At 56.7% G+C, this 16479-nt stretch carries 17 protein-coding genes and 1 tRNA gene; 9 read left to right on the forward strand and 9 right to left on the reverse strand.

Annotated elements, in window-relative coordinates:
* From AC14IB_RS09130 to argH, 3 genes are all read right to left on the reverse strand, one after another.
* Nucleotides 1-1793: YgiQ family radical SAM protein (locus AC14IB_RS09130; protein ID WP_484231588.1), on the reverse strand; the 1793-nt coding region annotated here is incomplete at its 3' end.
* Between the two features lie 24 nt (nt 1794-1817).
* Complete coding sequence (locus tag AC14IB_RS09135; RefSeq protein WP_484231589.1) at nt 1818-2336, reverse strand: hypothetical protein; 519 nt, start codon at nt 2334-2336, stop codon at nt 1818-1820.
* Between the two features lie 14 nt (nt 2337-2350).
* Complete coding sequence (gene argH, locus AC14IB_RS09140) at nt 2351-3736, reverse strand: argininosuccinate lyase (RefSeq protein ID WP_484231645.1); 1386 nt, start codon at nt 3734-3736, stop codon at nt 2351-2353.
* A gap of 114 nt (nt 3737-3850) precedes the next feature.
* Between argH and AC14IB_RS09145 the strand changes: the two genes are divergently transcribed.
* The 8 genes from AC14IB_RS09145 to AC14IB_RS09180 all read left to right on the forward strand — a co-directional run bounded on the left by AC14IB_RS09145 (nt 3851) and on the right by AC14IB_RS09180 (nt 10198).
* The gene (locus AC14IB_RS09145) at nt 3851-4960 is read left to right on the forward strand and encodes a sensor histidine kinase (RefSeq protein ID WP_484231590.1); all 1110 of its coding nucleotides are present in this window, start codon (nt 3851-3853) and stop codon (nt 4958-4960) included.
* Between the two features lie 41 nt (nt 4961-5001).
* A complete protein-coding gene (locus AC14IB_RS09150; RefSeq protein ID WP_068857630.1) occupies nt 5002-5754 on the forward strand; it encodes a LytR/AlgR family response regulator transcription factor in 753 nt (250 codons plus the stop codon).
* Nucleotides 5755-5823: 69 nt separating this feature from the next.
* Nucleotides 5824-6795 (forward strand): hydroxymethylbilane synthase, encoded by a 972-nt coding sequence (gene hemC, locus AC14IB_RS09155; protein WP_484231591.1) that lies wholly within the window; start codon nt 5824-5826, stop codon nt 6793-6795.
* On the forward strand, nt 6782-7576 hold the full coding sequence (locus AC14IB_RS09160; protein WP_484231592.1) for a uroporphyrinogen-III synthase: 795 nt from the start codon (nt 6782-6784) through the stop codon (nt 7574-7576). The genes hemC and AC14IB_RS09160 overlap by 14 nt, the downstream gene beginning before the upstream one ends.
* Nucleotides 7577-7606: 30 nt before the next feature.
* On the forward strand, nt 7607-8596 hold the full coding sequence (locus AC14IB_RS09165; RefSeq protein WP_484231593.1) for a uroporphyrinogen-III C-methyltransferase: 990 nt from the start codon (nt 7607-7609) through the stop codon (nt 8594-8596).
* A complete protein-coding gene (locus AC14IB_RS09170; protein WP_484231594.1) occupies nt 8593-8892 on the forward strand; it encodes a hypothetical protein in 300 nt (99 codons plus the stop codon). Before AC14IB_RS09165 ends, AC14IB_RS09170 begins: the two co-directional genes overlap by 4 nt.
* A 38-nt stretch (nt 8893-8930) precedes the next feature.
* Nucleotides 8931-9006 (forward strand) — tRNA-Phe (locus tag AC14IB_RS09175).
* A gap of 133 nt (nt 9007-9139) precedes the next feature.
* Nucleotides 9140-10198, forward strand: coding sequence for an AraC family transcriptional regulator (locus tag AC14IB_RS09180; protein ID WP_484231595.1), 1059 nt, complete (start codon nt 9140-9142; stop codon nt 10196-10198).
* Here the strand turns inward: AC14IB_RS09180 and AC14IB_RS09185 are convergent.
* Nucleotides 10123-11409, reverse strand: coding sequence for an MFS transporter (locus AC14IB_RS09185; RefSeq protein ID WP_484231596.1), 1287 nt, complete (start codon nt 11407-11409; stop codon nt 10123-10125). The two genes, AC14IB_RS09180 and AC14IB_RS09185, sit on opposite strands and share 76 nt — an antisense overlap.
* Nucleotides 11410-11460: 51 nt before the next feature.
* On the opposite strand from AC14IB_RS09185, the gene AC14IB_RS09190 reads away from it, so the two are divergent.
* Nucleotides 11461-12378, forward strand: coding sequence for a DMT family transporter (locus AC14IB_RS09190; protein ID WP_484231597.1), 918 nt, complete (start codon nt 11461-11463; stop codon nt 12376-12378).
* 60 nt (nt 12379-12438) lie between these two features.
* Here AC14IB_RS09190 and efp read toward each other — a convergent pair whose 3' ends face one another.
* The 5 genes from efp to lgt are packed head-to-tail and all read right to left on the reverse strand — an operon-like array spanning nt 12439 to nt 16399.
* Complete coding sequence (efp, locus tag AC14IB_RS09195) at nt 12439-13005, reverse strand: elongation factor P (RefSeq protein WP_484231598.1); 567 nt, start codon at nt 13003-13005, stop codon at nt 12439-12441.
* A gap of 31 nt (nt 13006-13036) precedes the next feature.
* Nucleotides 13037-14182, reverse strand: coding sequence for an elongation factor P maturation arginine rhamnosyltransferase EarP (gene earP, locus AC14IB_RS09200; RefSeq protein WP_484231599.1), 1146 nt, complete (start codon nt 14180-14182; stop codon nt 13037-13039).
* A 33-nt stretch (nt 14183-14215) separates the two neighbouring features.
* On the reverse strand, nt 14216-14791 hold the full coding sequence (locus AC14IB_RS09205; protein ID WP_484231600.1) for a dihydrofolate reductase: 576 nt from the start codon (nt 14789-14791) through the stop codon (nt 14216-14218).
* Nucleotides 14788-15603, reverse strand: a complete 816-nt coding sequence (locus AC14IB_RS09210; RefSeq protein WP_484231601.1) for a thymidylate synthase — start codon at nt 15601-15603, stop codon at nt 14788-14790. The genes AC14IB_RS09205 and AC14IB_RS09210 overlap by 4 nt, the downstream gene beginning before the upstream one ends.
* A gap of 1 nt (nt 15604) precedes the next feature.
* Complete coding sequence (gene lgt, locus AC14IB_RS09215; RefSeq protein ID WP_484231602.1) at nt 15605-16399, reverse strand: prolipoprotein diacylglyceryl transferase; 795 nt, start codon at nt 16397-16399, stop codon at nt 15605-15607.
* Nucleotides 16400-16479: the final 80 nt, after the last annotated feature.

Below are 16479 nucleotides of genomic sequence, written 5' to 3' on the forward strand. Positions count from 1 at the left end.
CTGCCGATGCCCGGCTTCATCATCTTGTCCAGCGGACCGCGTTCGGTGTGCTCCGGGGCAATCTTCAGGTAGCCGCCGACGTGGTGGGTGACCAGCTCCTTGACGTACTCCGGCGACTCCACCGCGAGGTCGTAGCGCAGGCCCGAGGCGATCAGGATCTTCTTCACCCCCGGCAGGGCGCGGGCCTTGCGGTACAGTTCGATCAACGAGCTGTGGTCGGTATTGAGGTTCTCGCAGATGCCGGGGAACACGCAGGACGGCTTGCGGCAGTGCTTCTCGATCTCCGGGCTCTTGCAGGCGATGCGGTACATGTTGGCGGTCGGCCCGCCGAGGTCGGAGACCACGCCGGTGAAGCCCGGCACCTTGTCGCGCATCTCCTCGATCTCGTGGAGAATCGATTCGTGGGAGCGGTTCTGGATGATCCGCCCCTCGTGCTCGGTGATCGAGCAGAAGGTACAGCCGCCGAAGCAGCCACGCATGATGTTGACCGAGAAGCGGATCATCTCATAGGCCGGAATGCGCGCATCGCCATAGGCGGGATGTGGCACGCGGGCGTATTCGAGGTCGAAGACATAGTCCATTTCTTCCGTGGTCAGCGGAATCGGCGGCGGGTTCAGCCAGACATCGCTGTCGCCGTGACGCTGCACCAGCGCGCGGGCATTGCCCGGATTCGTCTCCAAATGCAGAACGCGGTTGGCGTGGGCATAGAGTACCGGGTCGGCTTTGACCTTCTCGTAGGACGGCAGGCGGATCACGGTTTTGTCGCGCGGCGGCATCTTGAACTTGGCAGGCTGCAGCGTGACCACGGTGGTGTCTTCCGGCAGCGCGGTCAGCTCGCCCCAGGCACCCGGCGTGACTTCAATCGGCGCGCCAATGTCTTTCGCGGCTGGCATGGTCAGCCCCGTGCTGCTGCCATCCGAGAAACTGGCGCCGGCAAAGCTGGCACCGCCGACATATTCGGTAGGGCCTTTTTTCTGCTCGATCTCGCAGGCGTCGAGATCGGCCGTGTTCACATACGGATTAAGGATGCGGTCGACCTTGCCCGGCGCATCAACGCGCGTCGAGTCCAGCTCGAACATGCCCTCGGGCGTGTCGCGGCGCAGGAAGACGGTGCCACGGACATCGGTGATGTCGCGAATGTTCTCGCCACGCGCCAGACGGTGCGCGATCTCGACGATGGCGCGCTCGGCATTGCCGTAGAGCAGGATGTCGGACTTGGCATCGAGCAGGATGGAACGGCGCACCTTGTCCTGCCAGTAGTCGTAATGCGCGATGCGTCGTAGTGACGCTTCGATGCCGCCGAGCACCTGCGGTACGTCCGGATAGGCTTCGCGCGCGCGCTGGGCGTAGACCAGACTGGCACGATCCGGGCGACGGCCGCCCTCGTCATTGGGCGAATAGGCATCGTCGGAGCGGATTTTGCGATCGGCCGTGTAGCGGTTGATCATCGAGTCCATGTTGCCGGCGGCGATGCCGAAGAACAGGTTGGGCTTGCCCAGCGCCTTGAACGGCTCGGCCGACTGCCAGTCCGGCTGCGCGATGATGCCGACGCGGAAACCCTGGGCTTCGAGCAGGCGGCCGATGATGGCCATGCCGAAGCTGGGGTGATCGACATAGGCATCGCCGGTAATGATGATGATGTCGCAGCTGTCCCAGCCGAGCTGGTCCATTTCATCGCGCGACATCGGCAGAAACGGAGCTGTGCCATAGCACTCCGCCCAGTAACGGTCGTAGCCGAACAGCAGGGGCGCTTCCTGCGTGCCGACGGTGACTTTTTCTGAAGGCAGACTCATGACAGTTCTCCGGGGTTGCTTGGCTTACAGGCCTAGCAGGGGCATCAGTGCCAGAACAACTTCAGTGCTCATACCTGTTCGACTACCGATGCTAGCGGCTAGGCCAGTTTTCAGGTTGACTAAAGAATTATTGCGCAACACGGTGGCTGACTTCACGGCGGCTTGATCGGCAGCGGTTAGTTTTTTGCCGAGGCTGCTCTCAATTTTGGCAACCACTGCATTTTCGCTTAAAGGCTTGCCCGCCTCTGGAAAAAGTGCCGCAAGGATGGCGCCATCGAGCCCGACCTGAGCACCTACTTTGTTGAGGAAGTTGTTTTGAGCATTATTCAGACCAACCTTGGCAGTCCCAGTAAGGCCTTGAACCTGCAAGCGCTCTGCAAGGGTTAACGCACTGCCGCGCTTGGCTTCCATGGCTGCCAAAAACGATTGCGTTTGCGTAGGCGTTGCAGTGTTGCTAGCCGCGGGTGCTGTGCCATTACCGGCAGGTACTGTTGCGCAAGCTGCTAGCAAAAGGGTCAAAGTCAGTATCGATAAAACACGCATGAACAACTCCTTGATTAGTTAATGCGAGCGCGGGCGCGCTCAACGGCGGCACGGACTTGAGCCGGTGCAGTGCCGCCAAAATGGTTTCGGGCGCTGACTGAGCCTTCCAGTGTCAGTACCGTAAATACATCATCGGCAATGATGGACGAGAACTGTTGTAGCTCGGTCAGCGTCATTTCCGCTAAGTCTTTGCCGGTCTGCACGCCATACCCCACGGCTTTGCCGACAACTTCATGGGCATCACGGAAAGCAACGCCGCGCTTGACCAAGTAATCGGCCAAGTCGGTCGCCGTGGCGAAGCCACGACGGGCGGCTTCACGCATGATGTCGCGACGCGGTTGCAGTGCAGGCACCATGTCGGCAAAGGCGCGCAGCGAGCCACGCACGGTGTCGATCGCATCGAATAACGGTTCTTTGTCTTCTTGGTTGTCTTTGTTGTAGGCCAAAGGCTGGCCTTTCATTAAGGTCAGCAGCGCCATGAGATGCCCAAAGACGCGCCCGGCCTTGCCGCGAACCAGCTCGGGGACATCCGGGTTTTTCTTCTGAGGCATGATGGAAGAGCCGGTGCAGAAGCGATCTGGCAGATCAACAAACTGAAACTGTGCCGACGCCCACAGCACTAGCTCTTCGCTGAAGCGCGACAGATGCATCATGATTAGTGCGGCGGCGGAACTGAACTCAATCGCGAAGTCTCGGTCCGACACGGCGTCCAGCGAGTTTTCGCAGACGGCATCAAAACCCAGTAGCTCGGCAGTGTAATGACGATCAATCGGGTAAGTCGTGCCGGCCAGGGCAGCAGCGCCCAACGGCAGGCGATTAACGCGTTGGCGCAGATCCACGAGGCGCTCGTCGTCACGCTTGAGGTTTTCGAACCAGGCCAGCAGGTGGTGGCCAAAGGTCACCGGCTGCGCCGTCTGTAGATGCGTAAAGCCGGGCATGATGGTGTCGGCTTCTCGTTCGGCAAGGTCAATTAAGCCGGTCAACAGGCGCTTGAGTTCCGCGCGGATGGCATCGATTTCATCGCGCACATACAAACGAATGTCCGTGGCGACCTGGTCGTTGCGGCTGCGGCCGGTGTGCAGGCGCTTGCCAGCAATGCCGATGCGCTCAGTGAGCCGGTGCTCGATGTTCATGTGCACATCTTCGAGATCGACACGCCATTCAAATTGTCCGGCTTCAATTTCGCCGAGAATCTGTTCGAGACCCGCAATGATCAGATCACGGTCGGCCACGCTGAGTACGCCGACTTTGGCGAGCATGGTGGCGTGTGCGATAGAGCCGCGAATATCTTGGCGATACATGCGCTGGTCAAAGCGCACAGAGGCCGTAAATTCGGCGACAAACTGGTCGGTGGCCTCAGAAAAACGGCCGCCCCACATGGATGAGGATGTATTGCTCATGAAATAACCCGATGTTTCGCTAGCCTGCAGTTCAGCTAGCGGGTCAAAAAGTGCGCGCATTATAGCAGCTCGACAAGGCTTGCCGCGCTGCTCGTGTCCGTGCAGACTCGCGATATGTCAATAAAAACAACAAACCCACCCGTCGCAGCGACCAGCAGCGGACAAAAGAGTGACGAACTAAACGATTTTTGGCTGCCCGACTTTTGCTCGACGGCAGCGGCGCGTCGTTTAGCCAGTTTGGCCATCCTTATTGCACTCATTCTGTTAGTGGCTCAGGCGCCGAGTCTCTGGCCTCTCCCGCTGTGGGACTTTTTTCTGCTAGCAACGCTCTCCGGCGCGGTCATTGCCATTAGTTTTGCTCTGATTTGTCGTTGGCGCGTGGCTATGGCGTCTTGGTCGCACCTGACTATCGGCGTGGCGTCCGTTGCGCTCATTATGTTCAATTTGGTGTGGCTGAGTGTGCTGGGGATTTATCTGCTGGACTGGCTGCAGCTGCCCCTGATGTCGTTTGTCAGTAACGAATACAGCACGCTGGCCCGGCATTTAATTATTGTCGCGCTGTTTGCCAGTTTATTTTTGCGCTACTTAGCCCTGCAGGCGCAACTCAGAATACGTGAGAAAACGGCATTGCAAGCGCGATTGGAAGCGTTGCAGGCGCGTATTCAGCCGCATTTCTTATTTAACTCGATGAATATTATCGCCAGCTTAATTGCGGTTGACCCCGACAAGGCGGAGCAGGCAGTAGAGGACCTAGCTACGCTGTTTCGCGCCAGTTTGCGCGATACCGTCGATGTCAGTTTGGCAGAAGAAATTGCCTTATGCCGGCGATATGCCAATATCGAAGAATTGCGCTTGGGTGATAGATTGGCGATTGATTGGCAGGTGGGCGCGGGCGTGGAGTCATTACGAATACCCCACCTTTCTTTACAACCGCTTTTAGAAAATGCGATTAGACATGGTGTTGAACTTTCCGCCGTTCGCTGCGACATTACGCTAAAGGTGGTTTGTGGCCCTGAATGGGTTGATATTAAACTGACCAATCCAGTGGCTCAAGGCGCAACGCGCAGCGGCAATCAAATGTCATTGCGTAATGTGACGGAGCGGTTGAAAGCGCGTTTCGGTGAGCAGGCTAGTCTGCAAGCCAGCGCGAGCAACGGGATGTTTGTGACGCATTTGCGTTATCCGCACGGACAAAGTCCGGCACAACAAAAGAGCCGACGATAGGAAAACATCGGACATAAAAATAAAAACAGAGGGTAAGGCAGATGAAACCAAGAGTCATTATTTGTGACGATGAACGTTTAGCCCGCGAACGTTTAGTGCGGCTACTGGAAGACATTGGTGGCTATGAACTCGTGGGGTTGGCTGAGCACGGCGAAGCTGCCTTGAAGCTCGTACAAGACTATCAGCCAGACATAATCCTGATGGATATGCGTATGCCGGTGATGGACGGCCTGACCTGCGCCCGTCAACTCGGACTGATGGACGCTCCGCCCGCCATTATTTTCTGCACGGCTTTCGATGAGCACGCACTGGAGGCATTCTCGGTGCAAGCCTCGGGTTATGTGTTAAAGCCCGTGAGCCGTGAAAGTCTCCGCGAAGCACTGGCCCGAGCCTGCCGAGTAAACCAGCTGCAATTGGAAAGCATGCGCCAACAGCCGGTGGCAGCCGAGCAAGCGGCTTCGTGCCGCAGCCACATTACGGCGCGCACGCATCGCGGCATTGAATTGATTCCAATCGATGAAATTCGTTATTTCCTTGCGGATCACAAGTACGTCACGGTGCGTCATGAGCATGGTGAGGTCTTGATTGATGAAACGCTGAAAGAGCTCGAGGAAGAGTTTGGCGATCGTTTCATTCGTATTCACCGCAATGCCTTGCTGTCGCTTACCTATCTCGAAGGCTTAGAGCTGATTGCGACGGGTCAGTATCGCGTGCGTATTCGCGGCTTGGACGAGCGCCTCGTGGTGAGCCGCCGGCATTTGCCCGAATTGCGTGAGACGCTGCATCGCGTTTGATGCGCTTCTCGCGTTACACAAACCTCAGGGCTGGTTACACTGCGCGCAGTGGCCGGCCCTGAGGTTTTTATGACATCTTCTGCTTCTTCCCTTCCCGATCTTGACACCCTGCGAATTGCCACACGACAAAGCCCTTTAGCGCTTTGGCAGGCGCATTACGTGGCAGATGCCTTGCGTGCACATCATCCTGGCCTGAACGTCGAATTACTCACCATGGTGACTCGTGGCGATAAAATTCTCGACACGCCGTTGGCGAAAATTGGTGGCAAAGGCCTCTTCGTTAAAGAGCTGGAAGTGGCCATGCTCGAAGGCCGCGCGGACCTTGCAGTGCATTCCATGAAGGACGTGCCCATGGCCTTTCCCGAGGGCCTAGGCCTAACGGCCATCTGTGTGCGGGAAGATCCACGCGATGCTTTTGTCAGTAATCATTTTGCCAGTTTGGATGACTTGCCCCAGGGTGCCGTGGTCGGTACTTCCAGTCTGCGTCGCCAATGTCAGCTCCGCCGCCATCGCCCGGATTTAGTCATTAAAGATTTGCGCGGCAACGTGAACACGCGTTTGGCGAAATTAGACAACGGTGAGTACGACGCGCTGATTTTGGCGAGTGCCGGGTTGATACGACTGGGCATGCCTGAACGCATTCGTGCTGCGCTTAAAGAGGCCGTATTGTTGCCAGCGGTTGGCCAGGGTGCTGTTGGAATAGAGTGCCGCCTCGATGATGCTCGCACGCGCGCCTTGTTGGCGCCTTTAAATGATGCCGATACCGCGCTGTGTGTGACCGCTGAGCGCGCCATGAATACGCGATTGCAGGGTGGCTGTCAGGTACCTATCGCAGGTTTTGCCACCTTAAGTCAGGGGCAGTTATTCCTGCAGGGACGCGTCGGCAGTCTCGATGGCAGTCAGTTACTGGAAGCCAGCAGTGTCGCTCCGATTGGCGAAGCCGTCGCTCTAGGTGAGCGGGTTGCTGAGCAATTATTGACGGCCGGTGCAGCCGATATTCTGGCCGCCGTGTATGGTGAGCATGGGCATGTCACTCCCTAAGCCAGCACCGAGTCTATCGGGGGTTTGTGTGCTAAACCCACGGCCCGCGCGTCAGGCAGCGGCGCTGTCGCAGGCGCTCATCAGTGCCGGTGCTAACGTCTTAGCGTTGCCCTTATTGGAAATAGTACCGCTGGCGTTAGACGCCACAGCTAAACACTGTTTAATGGATCTTGATCGTTACCAAACGGTCGTGTTTGTTAGTGCCAATGCCGCGCGATTAGGTTTGGAAGCGGTCGCCGATTACTGGCCGCAGTGGCCAGTGGGTGTATCGGTCGTTGCCGTGGGCCCCGCCACGCAATCTTTGTTGAATGACGCCGGTTTGAATGCCATTGCGCCGGAACAAGAAGACAGTGAAGGTATGCTGGCATTGCCCGCATTAAGCCACGTCGCGGGCCATCGCGTGTTATTGTTTCGGGGCGATGCTGGACGAGAATTGCTCTCCGATACGCTGCGTGCACGAGGCGCTCACGTGGATGTGATGCCGCTCTATACGCGCAGGCTGCCTGAAGGCACCGATGCCATCTGGCGAAACCAAAGCCAGCGACCGGATGTGGTGCTGCTCTCCAGCACACTGATATGGCAGCATTGGCAGCAAGTAGCAGGTGACTTTGCCATTAAGCCCGTGTTAATTGCCGTTAGTCAGCGTTTGGCATCACATGTGCGTGCGGCCGGTGCAACTCGGGTGTTATGTAGTCACGGGGCTACACCAGACGCCTGGTTGCAGGCATTGCAGCAATGGCAGAATACAGCGGTGGAATTCAGGGCGTCATCTGAGTGTTAGGACGTTTAGTAGCCAACATAGGGAATGCACATGGTGGGTAGCAACAGTCGGCAATCGTTAGTGACGGCGGTGTCTATTAAGCGACCGTTAACGCCGGGCTTTAAGGTATTGCTCAGCATCGTAGCGATTTTGGCGATTGCAGCCGCAGCGGTGGCCTGGCATAGCGAAAAACAACACCGCCGCGCCAAGCAAGCGGTAAAAGTACTGAGCGCCGAGCATGGCGAGCTCAGTAAGCAAATGTCGGTGTTGCGGACCGAGGCCGGGCTTAATAAAGAAATGCTCAAGCTCCAACAAGCACGTTTGGATAGCCTGTTGGCACAGGGCCCGCAAGTACGTCAGCGCTGGCTCACCAGTCGCGTAGCAGACAGTGTGGCGGTGGCCGAGCAAGCGCTGATCATTAATCATGATGCGGCACAGGCTCAACAAGCCTTGTTAGCAGCGGACCGACTCCTGGCGGGTCAGGCAGACGTTTCATTGATGCCGTTACGACGCGCCTTACAGCAAGACTTGAGTGTGCTCTCCGGACTGCCGCGTGTGGATGTGGCCGGTATTTATCTGCGTCTGCAAAACTTAGATCGCCGCGTCACCACATTGGCGCTGCCTCGCGAGGCTGGGCGCCAAGTGCCGCAGGCAGTGAATGCTCAGGATCAAATGGAAAATCTGTGGCAGCAGGGCTTAGCCAAGTTTCGTGCCCTGATTGTGATTCGCCAGTATGACGAGCCCTTGCAGCCGCTTTTGGACGCCTCGCGACTCCAGCTGTTGCGCGATCAACTGAGCCTGCTGATCAATCAAGCCGAACTGGCCCTGTTGCGTGGCGATGGCGTGGTTTATCGCGCCGCCTTAGAAACGTTGAGTTTGCGTGTGCAGCAACAACTGTCGGCACTACCCAGCGCGACCCTCGTGCCACTCTTGGATGAACTGGCCGCCTTACAGGCTCTGCAAGTGCAGCTATCTTTGCCCTCTCTGAGCACACGCGCCGCGTTAGATTCGCTCATGCAGACAGCGGAGACGCGACTGTGAGCCGGCATTTGGGTGCGCTCTTCAGTATCTCCGTGCTGCTGATCTTAATGGCAGTCGCACTGCGACAAGATCCCGGTTATGTCTTAGTCAGTTGGGGCACGACCTCGGTTGAGCTGAGCCTCACGCTGGCGGCTTTATGCTGGTTTGCCAGTCTGTGGTTTGTTGTACAGTTAGTGCTCATTGAGCGCTGGTTGCTTCGCCTGTGGCGGCGTAATTGGCCAGGTTTCCCCGGCGCCTCTGCCTTAAAGAAGGTAAAAACTTCAGAAAAACCTACGCAACCCTCCACCAAGGCTTGACGCATCCACTTTGCCCCGCTTTAATACGCCCCTCCCGTGGCCGGGTAGCTCAGTTGGTAGAGCAGCGGATTGAAAATCCGCGTGTCGGCGGTTCGATTCCGCCCCCGGCCACCATTTATTTTTGTGCATAGAGCCTCAGCGAAAGCTGGGGCTTTTTGCATTCTGGGCCGGATGAATTTCAGCGCTGGGCTTCGGCCGTTTTGCAGGGTATATTTTCCGCGAAATCGGTCATTGGAGGCCAGTGGCAATGACCACGGCACGCAGGTTAACGGAAGAAACACTGTCGGCCCACTATCTCTTGCTGCTGTGTCAGCATTTGCACACGCGCGGTATTAGTTCTGAGCAGGTCTTGGCAGGTACGGAGCTAGGCTTAGCAGAGTTGGAGCAGCCTAATCGTCAAGTGCCTTTAGCGCTTTGCCTAAAGGTCTTTGCCAATACTCAGCGACTGCTGCCCGACCCAGGACTCGGGCTGCACCTGGGGCAGATGTTAAATATTCGCAGTCACGGCTTTTTAGGTTATGCCGTGTTGTCCAGTCGCACCATCGGTGAGGCGACCGATCTAGCGGTGCGTTACTTCCGCACACGCACTAGCTTGTTAGAAATTCGGCTGTTTCGCGAGGGCGAAATGGCGGTCATTCAGCTGGATGAGCGGGTGCCCTTAGGGTCCATCAAAGTCATGGTCCTCGATGCGATTATTAGTCTGTTTATGGTGTGCGGACAGCAAGTGACTGGTCGAAAGTTTAATGCGGAAATTCGCTTGAGCTACCCAGAGCAAGCTCATCACGCCGAGTTACGTGCCCAGTTGGGTGATCGCCTAAGTTTCGACTGTGCGTTTACGCAGGTGCGCTTTCCTCGTGCTGGTTTGCAGATTCCCTTAGGCCTGCCGGATCCTCAGTTGCTGGCGATGGCGAAGGTGCAATGCGAGGCAGAGTTACAGCGCCTCCATGATGAAGGCGGCCTGTTGCCGGATGTTCGCCGTATTATCAAGCTGCGTTTAGCTGAAACCGCTACGCTGGAGTCTGTGGCCAATGATCTGCATCTGTCGCCGCGCACCTTACGCAGACGCTTGGCCGAGTTAGGGACCAGCTTTCAAATGATTCTGGAGCAGTTACGGCGAGGCCGCGCCGTCGAGCTTTTGCTGCACAGCGGCTTGTCGGTCGATCAGATAGCCACGGAGTTGGGCTATCTTGATCCATCCAATTTTGGACGTGCCTTTCGCCGCTGGACGGGTCAGTCACCGCGCGCGTACCGCACTGCGCGACTGTTAAGCCCCAGTAACCCCAAGGCACCCGCCAGCGCGATGTAAGCGCCAACAGCCATCAGCCCCCAATGGGTAGCCAGCCATGTGGCGGTAAAGGGGGCAATGGATGCGCCCAGAATACCCGCGAGATTGAAGGCCAGTGATGAGCCGGTGTAACGCACATGGGTAGGAAATAAATCGCTGAGCAGAGTGCCCAAGGGGCCGTAGGTAAGGCCCATGCAGGTGAAGCCTAAGGCCAGAGTGGCGAGCACGCCGGCGATATGGCCCGATCCAAAGAGCACCGAGAAGCTGGCACCAAAGAGAATGATGATGATGGCGACCCAGCGCATGGTCACGGGCCAGCCAAAACGGTCGGCACAATACGCAGAAACCGGAATGGCTAGGGCAAAGAACACCACGCCAAAGAGCTGAAATTTTAGAAATTCCTCGCGGCTGTAACCGAGCTGACTGGTGCCCCAGCTCAGCGTAAACACCGTCATCAGGTAGAAAATTACAAAGGCGCTAATGGCGATGAGCGTGCCAGCGAGCATGGCGACTTTGTGATCTTTGAACACCTTGACCAAGGGCACGCCCACGGCCTCTTGCGTCTCTTTTGCCGCTAGAAAGGCTGGCGTTTCGGTGATGCGTAAGCGCACATAGAGACCGACCAAGACCAGCAAGCTACTGGCAAGGAAAGGAATACGCCAACCCCACGACATAAAGTCCTCGCTACTGAGCAGGCTAGTCAGCAGTAAGAACAGGCTGGTCGAGAGAATAAAACCAATGGGCGCGCCGAGCTGTGGAAACATGCCATACCAAGCGCGTTGGCCGGGTGGTGCGTTTTCGGTGGCCAGCAGAACGGCTCCGCCCCACTCCCCGCCAAGGCCGAGGCCTTGCCCAAAACGGCACAGGGCCAGCAGCAATGGTGCCCAGACTCCTATCAGCGCATAGGTGGGCAAGAGACCAATGGCAACGGTAGATAGGCCCATGGTTAACAGCGCAGCCACGAGAGTGGCTTTACGGCCTAACTTGTCGCCGTAATGACCAAAGACGGCAGACCCTAGTGGGCGAGCAAAAAAGGCGATGGCAAACGTGGCCAGCGACTGTAGCGTCGCCGCCGCAGGGTCATCGGCCGGGAAAAATAAAATGGGAAAAACCAGAACGGCGGCCGTGGCATAAATGTAGAAATCAAAAAACTCGATGGTGGTGCCAATCAAGCTGGCAAAAAGCACCCGATTTTTTGGGGTAACTTCTTGTGTTGATGGAAGCGTTTGCATGATGACCTGCCGTAAACTGTTCGTTCTGCATTATGGCATTTGGGGTTTCTTGTGGCGCTATCGAACGCACGAAAGGCCGACATCTTATTGATCTTGGTAACACTACTCGCGGCCATGAGTTGGCTTTTCTCGAAAGAAGCCATTGGGTTAATGCCGCCCTTTTTATTTATGGCCGTCCGCTTCTTATTGGCCGGGCTGTTTCTAGCACTTTGGGGCTTACCGCAGCTGCGTCGATTGAATGCCTTGCAGTGGCGCCGGAGCTTGCGCGTCGGCTTGTGCTTTGCTGCGGGGATGAGCGTGTGGATTTTGGGCTTGTTTCACGGCACGCATGTAGGGGAAGGCGCATTCCTGACCAGCTTAGGGGTAGTGCTGGTGCCCGTCATTGGTCGCTGGGTGTTTGCTGAGCAGGTGCCGATGAGTACCTGGGTCGCCTTGCCTATTGCGGCCGCAGGCCTTGCTTTGCTGTCCTTGCACGATGGCTTCACGCTGGCGTCGGGGCAGTGGTATTTCGTGCTGGCAGCGGCGCTCTTTGCGCTCTATTACACTCTCAACACGCGCGCGGCCAATCATCGAGCGAGTCATGCGGAAGGTGCGGTGACTAAAGTGCCTGCTTTAGCACTGACCACCATTGTCATGCTCACGGTGGGTGTGGTGACCGCCGTCTTGTCAGCAGTTTATGAACCTTGGCTGCCAACGCTCAGCACGGTGAGTGGCACGTTGGTGATGTGGGTACTGGCCAGTGCTTTGCTAGGCTCGGCTGCCCGCTTCTTGATTCAAACCTACGCGCAAAGCCTGTCCTCACACAGTCATGGCGTGGTCATCATGATTGTAGAACCGGTCTGGACGGCTTCGCTGGCGGCAATTTGGTTAGGTGAGCGCATGACATCGCAGCAGCTCGCCGGCTGCGTCGTCATCTTGCTGGCCTTGTTAGTGAGCCGCGCGTGGCCGTCGGCTTCGGCATCTGCATAAACGAAAAAACCGGCACAAAGGCCGGTTCTTTCGAGTTTTGCAAGGCTACTTAGGGCGGCATTAGCCCTTGGCGCGGCACTTGAACGTGGCATCGCGCGTATCAATTTCGATGCGCTCGCCAGATTCGATGAAGGCGGCAACCTGCAGTTCGAAGCCGTTGTTCAGCTTGGCCATTTTCATGACCTTGCCGGAGGTGTCGCCACGAGCAGACGGCTCGGTGTAAGCCACTTCACGGACGATGGTAGTGGGCAGTTCTACGGAAATGGCCTTGCCCTGATAGAGCACGACTTCGCAAACATCATCCATGCCTTCTTCGATGAAGTTGATGGTGTCGCCCAGGTTTTCTTTTTCCACTTCGTACTGGTTGAACTCTTCGTCCATGAACACGTACATGGGGTCAGCGAAATATGAGTAGGTGGCCTTCTTCTGTTCCAAGATGATTTGGTCAAACTTGTCGTCGGCTTTGTAAACCGATTCCTGCGCCTGCGCAGTGAGCAGATTTTTCATTTTCATCTTAACGACGGCAGCATTGCGGCCGGACTTGTTGTACTCGGTCTTGATGACGATCATGGGCTGACCATTGATGTCGATCACGTTGCCGGCGCGGAATTCCATTGCGGTTTTCATCGTGTGCTTCCGAAAATAGTGGAGTGCGGGATTATTTTGGCCGCGATTCTACCTGATCTGCATAAAAACGCATCAGCTGCGTAGCAAGATCGGGCTGCGTCAATAAATGGTCTCGCCAACTTCGCATGGCGTTACGGACGGCGGGTAAGTCGGCCAGCAACTGTGCCCAGTGATTTTCGGGTGGAGCGCTAGCGGTCTCGGCGTGGCAATTCCATGCCGCTAACGCCTGTGACCAACTGGGCGGCAGTGGCGTGCCGGACGCTGCAGCGACGCGCTCTACCCGTGCTTGCCAGGCAGCCAGTTTGATTAAATGCGCTCCATCTTCCTGCGGATATATATGCCAAAGCATGGGCGCACCCGCCCACTGGGCGCGCACAAAGGAGTCTTCACCGCGCACCAAATTCAAGTCGCTGCATGCCAGGAGGTGATCGTAATCGGCGTGATTGAGCAGGGGTAAAACATGGATGCTGAGCGCGCCGCGCTGGGCGGTATCGCCAATGACGAGCGGCTGACCTAGCCAGGCGCTGACGTCGGTCAGTGCGCGGCCGGAGAACACAGAGAGGGTGGTTGCAATGGAGTCGCTAGCCAGCGCCGTTAATAGCCCGGCAATAGCCTGGTTCTCATAGCTAAATAATGAAATATGACGACCGACTTTTGGCTGCTCATGAACCTTAGCGAACAGTTGCATTTCAAGCGGACTACGCAACAGCCCGCCGGTTGCTGGCGAAAAACCGGGGAACCAGAAAACCTTTTCCAGTCCCGTATGCGGATGCGTAGACGCCATGCCATGACACCCTTCGACCCAGTCTTCCGCGCTGAGATACTCCAGATTGATCCAGATGGGTGGCGGCGAACAGGCCGCCATGGCGAGGATGTAGCTATCAGGCAAGTGACAGGCAAAGCCCTCAATGACGAGGTCGGCCGGCGCAGCTGCGGGAAAGTCCGAAGACCAATGCTGGATGGTGATATCGCCCAAGCGTTGCACTGGCCGCTTGGGGTCAAGCGCGGGTGCAAGGTGTTGGAAGCTGTTCAGGTCATCCACAAATAGCGTCACGGCTGCAGCGTGCACTTGCGCTAAGTGCCGCGCTAAGCGCCAGCAAACACCGAGGTCACCATAGTTGTCGATGACGGTGCAAAAGATATGGCAGCGTAAGGGCTGGCCGCTGACCGTAGTCACACGCTTTTAGCTCGATGACCGTGCGGACTGCCGTTAATCGCGCTCATACACCACAAAGCTAAACCAGAGATCACTGGCTTCATCGTGATGCCGTTCGCGGCTGGTTTCGCGCCATTGGCTACGGTCAAAGTCGGGGAAAAAGGCATCGCCGTCTACCGTCGTTTCAACTTCCGTGATGTACATACGCGAGACCTGGCTCAGTGTCTGTGCGTAGATTTCCGCTCCACCAATAATCAATGCTTCGTCTTGGGCGTTGACCACGGCTACGGCTTCAGCCAATGCGAGAGCGGCTTCTAAGGAATGCACTAAACGGATACCGATGGGGCCATCCCAGGTTGGGTTGCGTGTGACCACGATATTCGTGCGATTCGGCAGCGGTCGCTCCAGAGAGTCATAGGTGGTGCGACCCATAACAATGGCTTTGCCACTGGTGATGCGCTTGAAATATTGCAGGTCAGCGGGCAGGCGCCAGGGCAAATTATTGCCTACCCCAATGCAGCGATTTTCAGCCATGGCAACAATCAGTGCTAGACGTACCGTATCGTCCGGTAGCGTGGCGTAATCATCTCCGGCAGTGCCGGTCAGCATGTGATCACTGGGCTGGCTCATACGGCCACCTTGGCAGCAATGTGTGGTTGGGGGTCATAACCTTCCAGCGTGAAGTCCTCAAAACGGAAAGCAAACAAATCGGTGATCTCGGGGTTGATGCGCATGACCGGCAAGGTACCGGGCTGACGTGTGAGCTGTAAATCGGCTTGTTCGAGATGGTTGCTATAGAGGTGGCAGTCGCCGCCGGTCCACACAAAATCACCGGGCTGTAAGCCGCAGACTTGCGCCACCATGAGGGTTAAGAGCGCGTAGGAGGCGATATTGAAGGGCACGCCGAGGAAAATATCGGCACTGCGCTGGTAGAGCTGGCAGCTGAGCTTGCCAGGCTCGCCCGGCACGGCCGAAGGAGCAACATAGAATTGAAACAGGGCATGGCAGGGAGGCAGCGCCATTTCATCGACCAAGGCCGGATTCCACGCACTGACAATGAGTCGGCGGGAGTCGGGGGTGCGCTTAATCATGTCCACGACGTTGGCGATTTGATCAATATGGCGGCCATCCGGTGCCGGCCAAGAGCGCCACTGGTAGCCATAGACGGGGCCTAAGTTGCCCTGCTCGTCGGCCCATTCATCCCAAATGCGTACGCCGTTTTCTTTCAGGTAACGGATGTTGGTGTCACCACTCAAGAACCACAGCAGCTCATGGACGATGGATTTCAAGTGCAGCTTTTTGGTGGTCAGCATGGGAAAGCCGTCAGCCAAATTAAAGCGCATCTGATGGCCGAATACGGAGTAAGTGCCGGTGCCCGTGCGGTCGCTTTTGAAGCTGCCTTCATGGCGCGCTCGCGCCAAAAGATCGAGATACTCTTGCATCTTATTTCACCATCGCCGCTTTGCGATAAGCCACTAGCATCAACAGAACACCGGCCACAATCATCGGCGCGGTGAGCATTTGCCCTTTGGTCATCCAATCAAATAAAACGAAACCTTGATCGGCGTCGGGCTCACGGAAGAATTCGACCGTAAAGCGAGCGCAGCCATAGCCGATGAGGAAGAGTGCTGAGGCTGCCATGCGGGGTCGTGGCTTCAGCGTAAACCAAATCATAACGATAAATAGGACTAAGCCTTCCAAGACGGCCTCGTAGAGCTGTGAGGGATGACGTGCCAGCGCATCAACATGAGGAAATACCATGCCCCAAGCGAAGTCGGGATCGGTGACGGGGCGGCCCCAAAGTTCGCCGCCGATAAAATTGCCGATGCGACCAAAAAATAGTCCCGGTGGCGTAATCACCGCCAGCAAATCGGTGATTTCTAACCAAGGCGTTTTGTACTGACGAGCAAATACAACGCCAGCAACCAGAACGCCCAAGAAGCCGCCGTGGAAGCTCATGCCGCCTTCCCAAATACGGAATAGCCAGAGCGGATCGTTGAGGAAGCGATCAAAACCGTAGAAAAATACGTAGCCGATGCGGCCGCCAAGAATCACGCCCATGGCGCCGTAAAAAATTAGGTCGGCGACTTGGTCCTGCGACCAGCCCATGCGTTTGGCGCGCCACAGGGCTAGGCCGTAGGCCGACGCAAAACCGAACAGGTACATGAGGCCGTACCAATGGATTTTCAGAGGCCCTAAGGCAAGAGCAACGGGGTCAATGTGGGGGTAGATCAACATAGTAGGCTCATAGATTCAGCATCACGAAGTTGAAAAGCGCTGACGCATCATAGCTGTGTCGGGCATGATCAGCGAGCCTC

Source organism: Perlucidibaca sp., from assembly GCF_057084925.1.

What these genes read in the sequence shown, in the direction of transcription:
- AC14IB_RS09135 (WP_484231589.1), bottom strand. Translation starts at nt 2,336, where the DNA reads ATGCGTGTTTTATCGATACTGACTTTGACCCTTTTGCTAGCAGCTTGC.
- argH (WP_484231645.1), bottom strand. Translation starts at nt 3,736, where the DNA reads ATGAGCAATACATCCTCATCCATGTGGGGCGGCCGTTTTTCTGAGGCC.
- AC14IB_RS09145 (WP_484231590.1), top strand. Translation starts at nt 3,851, where the DNA reads ATGTCAATAAAAACAACAAACCCACCCGTCGCAGCGACCAGCAGCGGA.
- AC14IB_RS09150 (WP_068857630.1), top strand. Translation starts at nt 5,002, where the DNA reads ATGAAACCAAGAGTCATTATTTGTGACGATGAACGTTTAGCCCGCGAA.
- hemC (WP_484231591.1), top strand. Translation starts at nt 5,824, where the DNA reads ATGACATCTTCTGCTTCTTCCCTTCCCGATCTTGACACCCTGCGAATT.
- AC14IB_RS09160 (WP_484231592.1), top strand. Translation starts at nt 6,782, where the DNA reads ATGTCACTCCCTAAGCCAGCACCGAGTCTATCGGGGGTTTGTGTGCTA.
- AC14IB_RS09165 (WP_484231593.1), top strand. Translation starts at nt 7,607, where the DNA reads ATGGTGGGTAGCAACAGTCGGCAATCGTTAGTGACGGCGGTGTCTATT.
- AC14IB_RS09180 (WP_484231595.1), top strand. Translation starts at nt 9,140, where the DNA reads ATGACCACGGCACGCAGGTTAACGGAAGAAACACTGTCGGCCCACTAT.
- AC14IB_RS09185 (WP_484231596.1), bottom strand. Translation starts at nt 11,409, where the DNA reads ATGCAAACGCTTCCATCAACACAAGAAGTTACCCCAAAAAATCGGGTG.
- efp (WP_484231598.1), bottom strand. Translation starts at nt 13,005, where the DNA reads ATGAAAACCGCAATGGAATTCCGCGCCGGCAACGTGATCGACATCAAT.
- AC14IB_RS09205 (WP_484231600.1), bottom strand. Translation starts at nt 14,791, where the DNA reads ATGAGCCAGCCCAGTGATCACATGCTGACCGGCACTGCCGGAGATGAT.
- AC14IB_RS09210 (WP_484231601.1), bottom strand. Translation starts at nt 15,603, where the DNA reads ATGCAAGAGTATCTCGATCTTTTGGCGCGAGCGCGCCATGAAGGCAGC.
- lgt (WP_484231602.1), bottom strand. Translation starts at nt 16,399, where the DNA reads ATGTTGATCTACCCCCACATTGACCCCGTTGCTCTTGCCTTAGGGCCT.